Source organism: Streptomyces sp. NPDC007162, assembly GCF_040634175.1.
Taxonomy (GTDB): domain Bacteria; phylum Actinomycetota; class Actinomycetes; order Streptomycetales; family Streptomycetaceae; genus Streptomyces.
In genome coordinates, this window is record NZ_JBEYFC010000188.1 from 1 (window position 1) to 15524 (window position 15524).

Here is a 15524-nt window from a genome sequence, read left to right on the forward strand (position 1 = left end):
ATCACGCCCTCGCCCTGGTCAAGGACGTGGAACGGCTGGCCCGGCAGGCCAAGTCCAAGCCGGGCAACGCGAAGGAGGGCTTCGAGGCGCTCGGCGAGCGACTGGGCCGTGCGGTCCCGCACTTCCTGCCCACGTTCTACGAGCAGGCCGCGCGGGTCTTCCTCCAGCACGAGAACACCACCTACGCGGCCGCTTTCTTCGGCAAGGCCCGGGAGGCGGAGCGGGTGCACGCCCTCTCGGTGGACGAGGAGCGGCAGCGGGCGGTGTTCCTGGAGTTCGCGTTCGCCGGGGCACTCACCGTGAAGGCGCTCAAGGAGTACGTGCGGGACCTGGCCCGGCGGCTCGAACCGGCCGTCGCCTGGGCCCAGTTCCGGCAACTGACGGTGGAGCGCTGCGCGGCCGGTATGCCGCCGTACGCCTCGCTGCCGCAGGACGCGCGCGGGCTGATCAAGGCAGCCGGTCTTGACCGGGGCACCGAGGAGCGCGCGCTCGTCGCCGACCTGCTGGTGTCCCCGGCCGCGGTGCGGGCGCCCGCCTCCTTCTGGAACGCCTACCGCGCCGTGCTGCCGGTCCTGGCCGAGCGGCGGCCCGAGATCCGGGTACGGCTGCTGGAGATCATGCCGGCCGGGCTGGGCGGTGAGGTGGCGGACGACGAGTTCTGGCTGACGCTGCTCGCGGAGTGCGGGGCCGACCTGCTGCTCACCGAGGAGGGCGGCCAGGTCGACGCGGCGGACTGGCTGACCCGGTGGGCGCAGCACCGCAAGCACGGGGCGGCGTACGCGCACCGCTCCCCGGCGACGCTGGCGCTGGTCGAGCGGATGGCACCGCGGCTGCGCGCGGCCGGCCGGCCCGTCGACCTGTTCACCGGGCGCTGGCGGGCCGGGGCCGACCTCGATCTGCTGGACCTGTGCGTGGCGGAGGGCATCGCGCTGACCGTGCCCGACGCGGACGAGGAGGTGTACCTGCCGCTCGGCACCTGGCTCGGCGACGAGCGGCCCGGACAGCGCGATCTGAAGGCCGTCGCGGCCGAACCGGGTCACCGCCTGCTGCTGGCCGGGGCCGTCGAGGGGCTCGGGCGCGGCCAGGGCAAGGACCTGGCCAAGGCGGCCGCGCATCCGGTACTCGGCGGCATACTGCGCCGGTGGCTGCAGGAGACGACCGCGGAGTTCGCCTCCTGTTCCGGACTGCCGGCCGTCGAGGCGGGGCTGGAGCGACTGCGCCCCTTCCGGACCGTGATGCAGGAGAGCCCGCCCGCCGTCCGCCTGCTCGACGGGTACGACATCGTCCCGGTCCTCGGCCGCACGCTGCGCGCCGGCATCCTGGACGAACTGGGCTGGGCCGCCCTGGACGAGGCGCTGGAGCTGCTGGACACCGAGATCCGCAAGGACCGGGACAACTCCCTGGCGGTGACCGAGGCATGGCCCGCGCTGATCCTGGCGCGCGGGCACCGGGCGGTGGTGGTCGGACCCGAGGGGGTGCTGCTCACGCACGAACTGCGGCTGCCCACCGACCTGGACCGCTGGCAGCGGCCCCGGTACCGGTACGCCGACGGCGAGTTGCTGGTGATGTGGCGCGACGGCTCCAAGCAGTACGGCTACTGGTCGAACCGCCCGGCCGACGTGTTCCCGGTCGGCGGCGAGCAGCTCCCCGGCTGGTGGTCCGGCATGGACGCGGCCAACGCGTCGATCCCGCTGCCCGGAGGCGGCCGGGCGACGGGCGGCCGGACCCTGCACGCCGGCGACACCGTCCTGCCGCCGGGCCGCCCGGTGATCGGCGACGGCATCACCTACTGGCGGCAGGGCAGGCAGGGCCGGCAGTCGGTGTGGCTGGAGTACGACCCGGCGACCGGCGAGCACGGGCGGGCCTCGCTGCCCGCGCTGCTGGCGTCCGCGGTCCGGGAGGACGCCTCGCTGCGACACGGCTCCTGCGAGGTGCTGCCCCTGCAACCCGGCCTTGAGCACAGCCCGTTCGGCACCGACGGCACGGTACTCGGGCGGTGGGTGCGCACCCGGGGCGAGGGCGCCGAGACCCGCACGACCGCCGGTACGCCGGACGGGCGGAAGGTGACCCTGCGTACGGGGCACAGCGGCCGGGTGCCGTTGGGAGCGCTGCGGCTGCCGGGCGGGGCGGAGCCGATCGCCGCGCAGACGTACCAGAGCGTCTCCCTGCACGCGGACGACGGCACCGAGCTGGGCCGGGTGTCCTTCGGGGAGTCCGGCGGGGCGTACGCGGCCGGGACGCGGCTGGTGCCGCCGGTCCCGTTCTGGCACGCGCTGCGACCCCGCGACGCACGCGGCTCCGCCGTGCTGCGCGGCCTGTCCGACGACTCGGCGGGCGAGCTGATGCGGACGACGGCGACCGCACTGGCCGAACGGCAGGAGGCGCTGACCCGGGCCGGCCAGGACGAGAAGGCCAGGGCCGCGGTGCCCGCCGCCGACGAGGTCGCCCTGACCGCGGTGGCGGGGGCGCTGCCCGAACTGACCGACCGGCGGCTGCTGGCCGGGGTCGCCTCTCTCGTCCGAGCGGCCCTGCGGGTCCGCGAGTCGGCCGCGAAGCTCGCCGCGCCGCCGCTGGAGGTGGAGCGGCAGCCGCGGCAGCGGACCGAGGGCATGTTCGCCGACTACAGCCCCGAGCACGGCGGGGACCGCGCCCTGCACGACGCCGCCGCGGGAATCGTGACCATACAGAACGCGTGGTACGCCGGTTTCACCGCGCTGCGCCAGATCCGCTCGGTGAACCACGTGCTGTCCGGAAAGCCCGCCGACGGCACACCGCTCGCGCACCGCGACCGGCACGCCGTCGGCGGCGGCTGGCTGAGCGACGAGCACACCGTCCCCCGCATCGGCGCGGTGTGGCCGCCGGTCCTGGGCGCCCTGCGGCCGCTCGCCTACCGGGCCGCCTCCCCCGCGCTCTCCGACGTCCAGCGCGAGCCGCTGCTCCTGCTGTTCGAGGCGCTGACCGAGGGGCCGCTCCTCGGGCTCGGGGACACACTGCGCGAGGTCGTGCTGGGCGAACCGCACGACAAGCAGCAGCGGGCGGGCCAGGTGCTGCGCCGGGACGGCCGTACGGTCGTCGTGCTCGGCTGCCAGAGCGTGGACCCACAGCTGGACCGGGTCGAGTGGCTGGCCCTTGACCACGACCCGTCCGGGGTGTTCGGCGCCGTCGGCCACTTCACACTGGTCGAGGAGACCCGGTACACCACCGGGATACCGGCCCAGCGGCTCGCCGAACTCACCCGGCTGGTCCGGGACAAGGGCGCCGCACCCTGGCGTCCCGAGGCCTCCGGGGAACTGGTGGCCGCGACGGACGGCGGCCTCGGCCCCCTCCAGGCCACCGTGCTGCTGGCCGGCCGGCCGCAGGCGCCCGCCGCCGAGGAGCTCGCCGTCATCGGCCTCAAGCCCCGGCAACGGGCCTTCGGCGCCGAACTGCTGAACTCGCTCGGCCAGGACGAACAGCGGGCACTGCTCGCCGCGCTGCTGCCCGAGGACCCCGCCGATCTGTGGACGGCCGGCCCTCGCACGGCTGCCGCGGGCCGGCTGTGGGCCGAGCGGCTCGGCACCCTGGTTCGCCTGCCGGAGGACCTCAGCACCGATCTCGCCGGTATGGGAATCGCTCACGCGGAGACCGTGCTCAACCCGTCGCGGGTCCCCTGGCTCGCCCGCACCACGGTGTTCCGGCCCGGCGCGGACGGCGATCCGACGCCTGCCGACCCGTCGGCGGTGCCCAGCTCGTACGAGCTGACGGGAGCCGTGGGGAGCCTGGCCGCGCTCGCGTACGTGCTGCCGTACGGACATCCGCTGCGGGCCGGGCTGCCGACCGGGCTGGCCGCGCTGCGCCGTCGCCTGGCCGATCCCGAGCTGCTGCTCGACCTGGACCTGGACTGGACCGAGAAGGACGGCCCGGCCTCGGTGCGGCTGCGCAAGGTGTACGGGCTGCCCGAGACCGGCGGCGGCGACGCGCACGGGGTGACGCGGATCGGCGACGCGCTGGTGCTGTGCCCCTGGTACGCGGAAACGGAGCACGTCCGGCTCCGGCCGGCCGCGCTGAGCGGCCCGGACGACCCCGTCCTCGGGCTCCTGGAGGGGCTGCTCGGCGCCGGGCGCGGGGCCGGTCTCCGGGCCGTCCGCACGCTCCTCGGTGACGAACTCGCCCGGGCCGTCGCGGCGGAGGGGCCCGCGGGACACCCGCAGGATCCCATGGTCAGCGTGCCCGGGCTGGTGGCCGAGGTCGCCGCGGCCCACGGCCTGGGCGAGGACGCGGCGGCGCTCTACCTCCAGTTGCTGGCGCTGCCCGATCCGACCGACCGCAACTGCGCGCGCTGGAGCGGCTGGAAGCCCGCCCGGGCGAAGAGGACGCGGGCCGAACTCGCGGGCACCGATCTGGTGGTCGAGGCGAAGCGTCCCCGCGCCGGCCGCACGCTGTTCCTGCCCTGCGGCTGGCGTGACCTCAGGGCCCCGGCCCTTCCGGTGGAGACCTGGAAGGAGGCCCTCTACCCGGTCTCCGACGGCGACCGCACCCTGCCGCTGGTCCCGGTGCCGGAGCTGTTCGCCCGTGCCTGGGAGCGCGTCAGGGCCGGGGACGCGCCCGCGTACGAGCAGTTGACGACCCGGGCGACCCGCAGAGGCCGCCGCCGATGACCCCGATCCGCACCACCGCCGAGGACGTCCCGCAGATGACCGCCACCGCTCCCCTCCGCCAGATCGTCCCGCCCGAGGACCGGTACGCCACCGAACTGGCCTTCCTCACCGCGTACGACTCCGGGCCGCGGCCGCCCGCGTGGCGGCTCACGCCCCGGGCCGTCGTCACCTTCGTCATGGGCAGCGGCGGCCAGGCGCTGCGGCTGCCCGACGACGCCGCGGTGCCGCAGGGGGTGCCGCGCCGGCTGGTCGTGGCGGACAAGTTCGTCGGTGACCGCGCCCTCGTCGAGCGTTGTGTGGTGACCCTCGCCGGTGAGCGGGGGCTGCTGCTGGTCGGCGAGCCGGGTACCGCCAAATCGATGCTGTCCGAGCTGCTGTCGGCCGCGGTGTGCGGCACCAGCGGTCTGGTCGTGCAGGGCACCGCAGGCACGACCGAGGACCAGCTCAAGTACGGCTGGAACTACGCCCTGCTGCTCGCGCAGGGCCCCAGCAGGCAGGCCCTCGTCCCGTCCCCGGTGCTCACCGCGATGTCCAGGGGTGCCGTCGCGCGCGTGGAGGAGGTCACGCGGTGTCTGCCGGAAGTCCAGGACTCCTTGGTGTCGTTGCTGTCCGAGCGGCGCATCGCGGTGCCCGAACTGGCGGGCACGGACGACGCGTTGGCGCACGCGGCACCGGGCTTCACCCTCATCGCCACGGCCAACCTGCGGGACCGGGGCGTCTCGGAGATGTCGGCCGCGCTCAAGCGGCGCTTCAACTTCGAGACCGTGGGCCCCATCCCGGACCTGGACGCCGAGACCGCGCTGGTGCGCGGTCAGGCCAGGGCTTCGGTGGAGCGGGCCGGGGCGCCCTTCCAGGTCGACGACGCGGTCCTGGAGGCCCTGGTCACCGCGTTCCGGGACCTGCGCGAGGGACGGTCGGCCGAGGGCTGGGAGGTGGAGCGCCCGTCCACGGTGATGAGCACGGCGGAGGCGGTGTCGGTGGCGGGCGCGCTGGCCCTGGCCGCGGCCTACTTCCCCGGCGACCGGGACGTCCTCGGCCTGCTGCCGGGTCATCTCCTGGGTGTCGTGCGCAAGGACGACCCGGCCGACGCGGCCCGGCTGCGCGGCTACTGGGACGGCCCGGTCCGACGACGCGCGGAACAGGGCTCGGCGACCTGGCGCACCCTGTGGGACCTGCGCACGGTCCTGGAGGCATGACGTCGTGCCCGAATCCTCCGAGGACGTCGCGTCCGGCTCACCCGATGCCGTCGACTCCGGCTCACCCGAGACAGCCCTCGCGGCCCTCACCGATCCGGCGGGGCCCTACCTGATCGGTGTACGGCACCACGCGCCGTCGCTGGCCGCGGCCGTACCGGCGCTGCTGGCCGACGCGAAGCCGGACGTCCTGCTCGTCGAGCTGCCGGCCGAGTTGCAGGACTGGCTGCCGTGGCTCGCCCACGAGGAGACCCGGGCCCCGGTGGCGCTCGCGGCGGCACCGGCCGACGGCAGCGGCGGCCCGGCCTTCTACCCGTTCGCGGACTTCTCCCCGGAACTGGCGGCGGTGCGGTGGGCCGCGCGGCACGCGGTACCGGTGGTGGCCTGCGACCTTCCGCTGGCGGACCGGGGTTGGCAGGAACGGGGGTCTGCGTCAGTGCAGGGTCCGGGCGGCCTGTCGGCCGCCCTGCGTTCCCGGCTCACGGGCCGCCCGGGGGACGACCTCTGGGACCGGCTGGTGGAGACGGCCGCGCCCGGTTCGACACCGGAGGCACTGCGCAGGGCGGCGCTGCTGACGGGATGGGCGCTGCGGTCGGAGTCGGCCGTGTCGGAGATGGATCTGCGACGGGAGGAGTGGATGCGCACCCGGCTGACGGAGGCGACGAAGAACGGCGAGCGAGCGGCTTTGGTGGTCGGCGCCTTCCATACTCCGGCACTGACGCGCCCCTGCAGGGACGCGAGGAGCGGCGTGACAAGCCCCCAGCGGCCCGCACGCGAATGGACCACCTCTCTCATCCCCTACACCTACGCCCTCCTCGACGAGCGCTCCGGCTACCCCGCCGGTATCCGCGACCCCGAGTGGCAGCACACGATCCTCGAAGCGGGAGGTGAACTCCCTTTGCTGGCAGACGCGTTGACCCGTGCCTCGGTCCGGGTCTGCGCAGAGCTACGAAACCTGGGCCACCCCTCGGGCCCGGCCGACGCAAGAGAGATCACCCGCCTCGCCGGAGACCTCGCCCGCCTGCGCAACCTCCCCGCCGCGGGCCGCGGCGAGCTGGTCGAGGCGGTCCAGACGGTACTGGCCCAGGGTGAACCGTACGGCCGGGGCCGAGCCGTCGCGCGCGCGATGGAGACGGTACTGATCGGCCACCGCACCGGCCGGCCCGCGCCCGCCGCGCCGCGCAGCGGCCTCGTCCCGGCGGTGGAGACCGAGATCGACGTACTCGGTCTGCCCGGGCCGGCCGAGGGCGGTCCCGGTGCGTCCCGGGACCTCCGCCTCGACCCCCTCCGCTCGGACCTGGACCGCCGCCGCGAACTGCTCCTGCGCCGCCTGACGTTGTGCTCGGTGCCGTACGCCGAGCCCAGGTCCGTGACCGGTGCCGGCGGCGCCGACGCCCTCACCTCCCGCTGGGAGGTCCGCTGGACACCGGCCACCGCCGCGATGCTGGCCGCCGCCGGGATCCGCGGGGTCACCCTCGCCCAGGCGGCCGAGGGGCTGTTGCGCGAGCGCGCCCGCACGCAGCGGGACGCCGGCGGGCCCACGGCGGCACAGGTGCTCGACGGTCTGGAGCAGGCGGCGCACTGCGGTCTGCCGGAGCTGGTGGAGGAGCGGCTCGGCGACACCGCCGACGTACTCCCCGGCTCCGGCACCCTCCCCGAACTCCTCGCCGGCCTGGCGCTGTTGGACCGCCTGCGCACCGGCCACATCGCCGGCCTCGACGCGGACCGGGACCGTACCGCCATGGCCGTCGCGGTGGCCGAGCTGCTGACCGCGGCGGCGGTACGCCAGGTGGACGGCCTCACCGGTTCCGAGGATCCGGCCGACGCCCACGCCCTGCTCGAACTCGCCCAGCGTGCCGACGTGCTGGGCGGTGTGCGGCTCGCCGATGCCCTGGCCCGGCTCGCCGCCGACGGTTCGCCGTTGATGCGCGGCGCCGCCGGGGCCGTCCGGGTACTGCTCGGTCAGGAGCAGCCGGAGGCATTCGGCGGCCGGGTCGCTTCCTGGGTCGACGGGGCGGTCGACACCGGCTCCCGGGCCGCGCTCACCGCCCGGCTGACGGGGCTGCTGACGGCGGTCGGGCGACTGCTGGAGGCGGCGGCACCGACGTTGGAGCCCCTGGTCGACCGGGTGTCCCAGCTGTCCGACCGGGACTTCCTCGACCGGCTTCCGGCGCTGCGCGGCGGTTTCGACACCCTGAGCCCGGCCGACCGGGAGCGCCTGCTGACCGGCGTGGAGGGGCGCCTCGGCACCGACCGCGTGGCCGACACCGGGGCGCTCGATCCCGTTGCCCTGGCCACCTGGACCCGCGCCGACCTGGCGGCCCGCGACGCCCTGCGCGTGCTCGGCCTGCTCCCCTCGCCTCAAGTTCACGCGGAGCCGGCAGGCGACGGCACCAGCACCTCCTCGCTCACGGAAGAGCACCGGCTGTCCCCCGCCGATCGCTGGCGCCTGCTCCTGGGCCGCCGAACCGAGCAACTTCCCTCTTCGGCACATGCGTTGGCCACCGCACTCGACGAGCTGTACGGCAGCGGGCGCGGGGAGGGCAGCCGGGGCGGCCTCGGCGGCGGGGGCGGTGGGCGTGAGGCACCGTATCCCGGGGTGCGGGAGTGGTCGCAGGAGCTGGCGGCGCTGTTCGGGCCCGGCATCAGGGAGGAGGTGCTGGCCGCGGCCGCCGCGACCGGACGTCAGGACGTGCTGGCGGAGTTGGATCCGGACACGGTGCGGCCCTCCGTGGACCTGCTGCGCTCGGTGCTGCGGCATGCCGGTGGGCTGCCCGAGGCCCGGCTCGCGGCACTGCGTCCACTGGTCCGGCGACTGGTGGACGCGCTGACCCGGGAGCTGGCCACGCGGCTGCGCCCGGCGTTGCACGGCACCGCCCTGCCGCGTCCGAGCCGACGCCCCGGCGGTGGCCTCGATCTGCCGCGCACCCTGCGCGCCAACCTGGCCACCGCACGCCGCACGCCGGACGGCACGGTCCGGGTGATCCCGGAGCACCCGGTCTTCCGGACCCGGGCCCGACGAGCCGCCGACTGGCGGCTGATCCTGGTCACCGATGTGTCGGGGTCCATGGAGGCCTCGACGGTCTGGGCGGCACTCACCGCCTCGGTGCTGGCCGGCGTGCCGACGCTCTCCACGCACTTCCTGGCGTTCTCCACCGAGGTCATCGACCTCACCGACCATGTCGCCGACCCGCTGTCGCTGCTGCTGGAGGTCAGCGTCGGCGGCGGCACCCACATCGCGGCCGGGCTGCGGCACGCGCGGGAGCTGGTGACGGTGCCGTCCCGCACGCTCGTGGTCGTGGTCAGCGACTTCGAGGAGGGCCATCCGGTCGGTGGACTGCTCGCGGAGGTGAGGGCGCTGGTCGGCGCGGGCTGTCAGGTGCTGGGGTGCGCGAGCCTCGACGACTCGGGCCGCCCGCGCTACTCCACCGGGGTCGCCGGGCAGCTGGTCGCCGCGGGGATGCCGGTGGCCGCCCTCAGCCCGCTGGAACTCGCCCGCTGGGTAGGGGAGAAGATCGCATGAGTACCGAACTGCCTCCGGTGGCGCCGATCGTGACCGCGGAACTGGTCGCGGCTCTTTCGCCCCGGCTGCGCAAGCGGCTGGACGCGGGCGTCGCCAAGCTGGCGGTCCGCCCCGTCGTCCGGGACGGCGACACCGTGCGCGTCATCGTCGACGACGAGGGGTCCGTGCTCGAGCTGCACGCACCGGGTGGGGTCGTGACCGAGGCGGCCGCCGTGCGCTGTGGCTGTCTGCTGGCCCCGGACTGCCTGCACCGGGCGGCCGCGGCCTCGGCGGCACCGGTGGGCGATGCGTCCGGATCCGCGGATGCCCCGGTCGACGGCGAGACCGGCGGGAGACGGGCATCCGGGCCTGCCGCTTCGGACGTACCCGGGCCGACCGCTTCGCAGACACCCCAGCCGACCGATGCGGGGACACCCCGTCCGACCGCTGCGGGGACACCGCAGCCGACCGATGCGCGGGCACCGCAGCCGACTGCTTCGGAGGCTCCCGGCCCTTCCCCGGAAGAGGCCGCCACCCCCTCTCAACTCAGCGCCGCGCAGGCCCTTCTCGCCGCCGCCGCTGCCGTGCTCGACGCCGGTACGGACGGTTCAGGTGCCGTGGTGCAGGCGGAGTTGTTGCGTGCCGCCCACACCGCGCGGCTCGCCGGTCTGCCCCGGGGGGCCTCAGCCGCGGTCTCCGTGGTCGCCGCGTTGCGTGCGGCGCGGGCGGCCGACCCGGCGTTCCGGCTCGCCGACCTGGTCACCGCCCTGTCGGAGACCCTGTACGTGGCCTACCGGGTCCCGTTCGCGACCGGCGGGGAACTGGCCGAACTGCGCGGCACCGTACGCATGCCGTACGCCCCGGACGGTTCGCTGCGCCTGTACGGCCTGTTCTCCGAACCGGTGGTCACCGCGAGCGGTTACGCGGGGGCCGTGACCTGGACCGCGGACGCCGGGGGCCGGCTGTGCAGCGTCTCGGACGTGGCGCCGGGCGGCGCGGGGCGGGCGGTGGGCGCCGCCGACCGTGCCGTACGGGTCGGTGACACGGCGTTGACGCATCGCGAGTTGTCGAGGGCGGGGCTCGCGGTCTCCGGAGCGACCCTGTCACCGACCGGGCGGCTGGGCGCGGGCAAGGGTGTACGGGCCGTGCGTGCGCCGGGCGTGGACTGGCGAGCCGAGCCGTTGGACCGGTTGTGGGCGGTACCGGTGGCCGAGCAGGCCGGGCGTGCCCTCGGCGGTGGGCACGATCTGCTGTTCCTGGAGGTGACACTGGTCGGTCCGGTGCGGGAGACCGCGGGTGACTGCCTGCTGGCGGACTGCGGCGGGGTGCCGCTGCGGCTGACGGTCGCACACGACCATCCGGCGCTCCCGTACCGGGACAACCTGCGGTTGCTGGCCGCCGCCCGCGGCAGCCGGCTCCGGGTGATCGCCCGGCTCGCACCGGCTTCGCACGCCCGCGCCCAGTTGCTCGCGAGCGAACATCCCACGCTCGCCGGACACCGGGTCGACCTGGGTCTTGACCGGCTCCAACAGGTGGACGTGCCCGCTCCGGTACCGGCCGGCACCGCGTCCCCGCCCGAGGAGGCACCCCTGCATCTGCTGCGCCGCCGGGTCGGGCAGGCGGCCTCGGGCGGCCGGCGCGTGCTGGCCTTCCCGGGGAACTCCGCGGCGGACTCCCACCGTCTGCGGCGGCACGGTCTCGCCACGGCCGGCGATATCCTCGACGCACTGCTCGCCGCGGCGGCGGAACGCTCGCGTGATGCCTTCGGCCGCCTGCTTCCGGCGGACACCGGCCGCTTCGCGCGGACCTGGCTCGCCGCGGCGCGCTGCACCGACGAGGTCGAGCGTGTGCTGTGCGCCGCCGCATGGGGTGGTTGACCGGGCACGACGACCGGTCGCGGGCCGCCGCTCCCCCGTGCCGGCGGCCCGCTCGACCGGAGTCCGCTCCGGCGTCGGTTTCCGGTTGAAGCATGCGGCAGCCGGTCGGTGCAGGGGTATGCGTACAACTGCGTAGGGGACGGGCGGAGAGGACGACGTGGCACACGGGCTGGACAGGTCCTACGAACGCCTCACCGAACTGGCGGTGGCCGCCCTGCACGAACGCGAACCCGAGCGGCTCTGGCCACTGCTCGCCGACGCCCTGACCGGCCTGTGCGGCGGCGAGACGCTGATCTACAAGCTGGACGACTGGAGCGAGGGCAGGGGCACGCTCGGGATACCGCCGGCCGCCGCCGTCGAGTTGGAGCGTCTCGGCGACGAGGCGGTGACGATGCTGCGCTCGGGCTACCCGTTCGCCCGGCACTACGCGGCCGGTCCCGCCCGGACCCCGGTCACGGCCCGGCGGCTCGCGGGCCGCGACTGGGCGGCGAGCGCGACCGCGCGGGTCCTCGGTGACGCCCTGGACCTGAACCATGTGCTGGGAGTCCCGCTGCCGGGGACGGTCGCCCCGATCACGGGCTGTCTGGTCTTCCGCTCCGGTGCGGACTTCACCGACGACCACCTACGCGTTGCCGAGCGGGCGCAACCGCTGCTGGCCGCCGTCGAGCAGCAGCGCCGGCTGCTGGAACAGTGGCGGCTGCTGGCCGCCGAGCCGGCCGAGCGTGCGGCGGACTGCGCGCTGACGCCGCGGGAGCTCACCGTGCTCCTCCTGCTCACCGACGCGCTGACCGCCGACGCGGTGGGCCGCCGGCTGGGCATCTCGGTGCGCACCGTGCACAAGCACGTCGAGAACATCTACCGCAAGCTCGGCACCCGCGACCGCATCAGCACGGTGCTGCACGCCCAGCGGCTGGGGCTGGTGCCGGCACCGGAGCGGTCGACGGTCGACCGTGAGAGAGGCCAGGTCCTGGACCGCAGCGGCGGGAAGTCCGACAGCCTGCCGGTGACCACCACGACGGAGACGGCCTCGCCGGCGGCCGATCTGCGCGACGGGGGTCACCGGGAATAGCCTGGAGGAGCGGCACCGGGACGGACGGGGCCTCCCGATGCATTCCCTTTGCCGAGGGGGACGTGGAAGAGGGAGGCCGGGAGCCATGCCCTGGAATCTGAACGGCACGTACCTGGAGAGCTGCAACTGTGACACGGTGTGCCCCTGCACCACCTCGGGCCTCACCGCCCCGGCCGACCACGAGCGCTGCCAGGTGACCTTCGCGTTCCACGTGGACCGCGGGAACGTGGACGGTGTGGACGTCGCCGACCGCAGTGTCGCCGTCTTCATCGACGCGCCGCGGGTGATGGCCGAGGGCGGCTGGCAGGTGGCGCTGTACCTCGACGCCGCGGCCGACGAGGCTCAGGCGGAGGCGCTGGGCAAGATCTTCTCCGGTCAGGCCGGTGGCCCGATGGCGGCGCTCACCCCGCTGATCGGCGAGGTCCTCGGTGTGCAGCGGGTGCCCATCGACTACCGCGACGACGGCCGCCGCCACGCCGCGCGGGTGGGGGACGCCATCGACATCGAGATCGAGGACCAGGTCGCCCCGCAGTTCGGCGAGGACGGGCCGGTGATGGGGCTGACCGGCGTCTTCCATCCGGTGAGCAGCACGCTGACGGTCGCCCGGTCCACCCGGGCCACGGGCGACGGCGTGTTCGGCCGCTCCTGGGACTTCTCCGGCGGGAACGGACACTCGGCGCCCTTCACGTGGTCCGCGTGACCGGCCGGCCGGCCGCCGTCCGGCCGATGGCGAGTCCCGCCGCACTGCTGCTGGTGGCCGCGGCGGCCGCCTGGCTCTGGATGGTGGCCCGCTGGGGCGGCATGCCGGTGATGCCGGGCACCATGGGCCTGAGCCTGCCCGCTTTCCTGGCCGTGTGGACGCTGATGACGGCCGCGATGATGCTGCCCGCCACGGCTCCCGTCGCCGCGCTGTACGCACGCACCATCGCCGTGCACCGGGCACCGCGGATGGCCGTCTTCACGATCGCCTACCTGTTCGTCTGGGCCGCGGCCGGACTGCCGGCGTACGGGCTGGCCGCCGGCCTGGGCCGGGCGGCCGCGCTCCCCGCCGTGGCGGGGACGGCGGTGGCCGCGGCCGTGTTCGCGGTCAACGGTGTCTACCAGCTCACGCCGCTGAAGGACCGCTGCCTGGCGAAGTGCCGCTCGCCGGTCGGGCTGCTGCTGCGCTACGCCTCGTACCCGGGGCGCTCGCGCGATCTGCGGGCCGGAGCCCATCACGGGGTTTTCTGCCTGGGTTGCTGCTGGTCGCTGATGGTGCTGCTGGCGGCGTTCGGCGCGATGAACCTGTGGGCCATGGCGGTGCTCACCGCCGTGATCACCGCTGAGAAGCTGGCTCCGGCCGGCCGTCTGGTGGCCCGTGCCGTGGGCATCGTCTCGGTCGCCCTGTCCGGCGCCGTGTTCTGGGTTCCTGCACTGGCTCCGGGCCTCACCGGTGGCGGTACGGGCGGGATGTAGGACGCCCCTCAGCCGCTCGCCGGCGTCCACCGGATCCGCGTACTGCACAGGGAGACCAGGACCGCGGCCGTCGCGACGACCCCGAGGCCCCACACCAGGCTGCTCGAACTCGCCACGAAGCCGATGAGCGGCGGCCCGGCCAGCAGTCCCGTCGTGCCCATGGCGGCGACCAGGGCCAGCGCCTGCGAACCCTGTTTCGCCGCGGCCACGTAGACGCACGGAGTCACCGCCGCACACCCGAGTCCCACGCAGGCGAACCCGACGAGGGCCGCCACCGCTCCCCCGGTCACCAGGGCGAAGGCGAGCCCGGCGGCGGCCAGGGCGCTGCCGACCAGCACGACGCGGCCGTCGCCCCAGCGGCTGCGCCAGCCGTCCGCGAAGAGGCGGGCCAGCACCATCATTCCGGAGAACACGGCGATGCCCATCGGCGCCAGCTCCGCCGACGCCCTGGCGACTTCTCTCAGGTAGAGGGCGGACCAGTCGTTCATGGCGCCCTCGGTCACCGTGCCGAACGCCATGGCGCAGCACATCCAGAGCGTCATGCGGGACGGCAGGCTCCATCCGGCCCGGCCTCCGCGCTGCTTCTGCGGTGCGGGGGTCTCGTCCGGGAGCAGACCGGGCCGCGCCAGAGCCGCGAGCAGGACGAGCACCACGGCCGCCACCGCGAAATGCGCCGTGACGGAGGAGGTGGCCGCGTTCATGCCGGAGGCGAGCAGCGCGGCGAGCAGGGAGCCGGCGCTGAAGGTCGCGTGCAGCCTTGCCATGGCGTTGCGTTCGTAGCGGGTCTCCAGGGCCGTCCCCTGCGCGTTCATGGCCACGTTCAGGCATCCCACGCACACGCCGTCGGCCACCATGACCATCAGGGCGACCGGGTAGTTCGGCGCGAGGGCGAGTCCCAGGAGCAGCAGGGCCAGGCAGAGGGCCGACAGCAGGGACAGCCGGGCCGAGTGCAGCCGCCGCATGAGCACCGGCACCAGGGGGAAGGACGCCACGGCGCCGATGCCGGCGGCCATCAGCAGCACCCCCACCTCGGCCGCGGTCAGTCCGAGGTCCGCCTTGACCGCGGGGATCCGCGAGGTCCAGGTGGCGTACTGGAAGCCGAGGGAACAGAACAGTGCGGCGATGGCCGACCGGCCGCGCCGGAAGGGATCCTGGACAGGGAACACGCGCTTCAACTCGTTTCGTCAACTCGGGACATGTACGCGGGACATGTACACGGCGTCCGCGCCGTATCCGCCCGGAGCGATCCCCGGGTGGGCGGTGAAGCCGCGCGCCGACCAGAACCGCTCGCTCCGGCCGACGGCGATCAGTGAGATCCGCTCGAATCCGCGGGCCTGGGCGGTCAGCAGCAGGTGGTCGAGGAGCCGCTGCCCCAGTCCCCTGCCGCGCAGCCGCTCCGCGACGACGATGTCGTGCAGATGCAGGTTGCTGCGGGGCCGGTGCGCGGGGGTCGTGGGCTCTTCGGTCCGTTCGAGGTCCGGGTATGCGAAGGGCGGGTACGGCAGGGCCAGCAGGTATCCGGCCGGCCGCGCGCCGACGTCCAGGACGAAACAGGTGTCCGGCGACGCGTCCGCCCTGGACCGCAGGGCCACGCGCCCCTCGGTGAGGCCGAGTTCCGTGTAGGCCCGGGCTTCCATGGCGGCGATGACGTCCCAGTCGGCGTCGGCGATGTGGCGTATGCGTACGCCGTCGCCGCTCACGCGCGCGCTCCGCCGACACAGGTGTACGGCAGGGGGGCGAAGCCGTTGAAGCCCTGGGTCGTGTAGCTGATCGCGTAGGCGCCGCTGGAGA

9 protein-coding genes are annotated in these 15524 nt (G+C 74.9%); 7 read left to right on the forward strand and 2 right to left on the reverse strand.

Translation table 11 applies throughout. The features are described from left to right. From ABZ646_RS22455 to ABZ646_RS22485, 7 genes are all read left to right on the forward strand, one after another. On the forward strand, positions 1-4637 hold a 4637-nt coding region (locus ABZ646_RS22455; protein WP_360521590.1), incomplete at its 5' end, for a hypothetical protein. Further along, a complete protein-coding gene (locus ABZ646_RS22460; protein ID WP_360521593.1) occupies positions 4634-5833 on the forward strand; it encodes an AAA family ATPase in 1200 nt (399 codons plus the stop codon). The genes ABZ646_RS22455 and ABZ646_RS22460, both read left to right, overlap by 4 nt. A gap of 4 nt (positions 5834-5837) precedes the next feature. Then, complete coding sequence (locus ABZ646_RS22465; protein ID WP_360521596.1) at positions 5838-9353, forward strand: DUF5682 family protein; 3516 nt, start codon at positions 5838-5840, stop codon at positions 9351-9353. Then, entirely contained in the window at positions 9350-11209 is a 1860-nt protein-coding gene (locus ABZ646_RS22470) for a hypothetical protein (protein WP_360521599.1), read from the forward strand. The genes ABZ646_RS22465 and ABZ646_RS22470 overlap by 4 nt, the downstream gene beginning before the upstream one ends. A gap of 157 nt (positions 11210-11366) precedes the next feature. Then, on the forward strand, positions 11367-12278 hold the full coding sequence (locus ABZ646_RS22475) for a LuxR C-terminal-related transcriptional regulator (protein WP_360521602.1): 912 nt from the start codon (positions 11367-11369) through the stop codon (positions 12276-12278). 85 nt (positions 12279-12363) lie between these two features. Continuing rightward, positions 12364-12978: a DUF1326 domain-containing protein gene (locus ABZ646_RS22480; protein WP_360521605.1), complete on the forward strand. Its 615-nt coding sequence runs from the start codon at positions 12364-12366 to the stop codon at positions 12976-12978. Beyond that, entirely contained in the window at positions 12975-13733 is a 759-nt protein-coding gene (locus ABZ646_RS22485; RefSeq protein ID WP_360521608.1) for a DUF2182 domain-containing protein, read from the forward strand. Before ABZ646_RS22480 ends, ABZ646_RS22485 begins: the two co-directional genes overlap by 4 nt. A gap of 8 nt (positions 13734-13741) precedes the next feature. Here the strand turns inward: ABZ646_RS22485 and ABZ646_RS22490 are convergent, their stop codons facing one another. After that, positions 13742-14899: an MFS transporter gene (locus ABZ646_RS22490; protein WP_360521611.1), complete on the reverse strand. Its 1158-nt coding sequence runs from the start codon at positions 14897-14899 to the stop codon at positions 13742-13744. 18 nt (positions 14900-14917) lie between these two features. After that, the gene (locus tag ABZ646_RS22495) at positions 14918-15370 is read right to left on the reverse strand and encodes a GNAT family N-acetyltransferase (RefSeq protein WP_360521614.1); all 453 of its coding nucleotides are present in this window, start codon (positions 15368-15370) and stop codon (positions 14918-14920) included. Positions 15371-15524 lie beyond the last annotated feature (154 nt).

Coding starts and splice junctions, on each gene's coding strand:
- ABZ646_RS22495 (WP_360521614.1), bottom strand. CDS start 15,370: ATGGAAGCCCGGGCCTACACGGAACTCGGCCTCACCGAGGGGCGCGTG.
- ABZ646_RS22470 (WP_360521599.1), top strand. CDS start 9,350: ATGAGTACCGAACTGCCTCCGGTGGCGCCGATCGTGACCGCGGAACTG.
- ABZ646_RS22460 (WP_360521593.1), top strand. CDS start 4,634: ATGACCCCGATCCGCACCACCGCCGAGGACGTCCCGCAGATGACCGCC.
- ABZ646_RS22480 (WP_360521605.1), top strand. CDS start 12,364: ATGCCCTGGAATCTGAACGGCACGTACCTGGAGAGCTGCAACTGTGAC.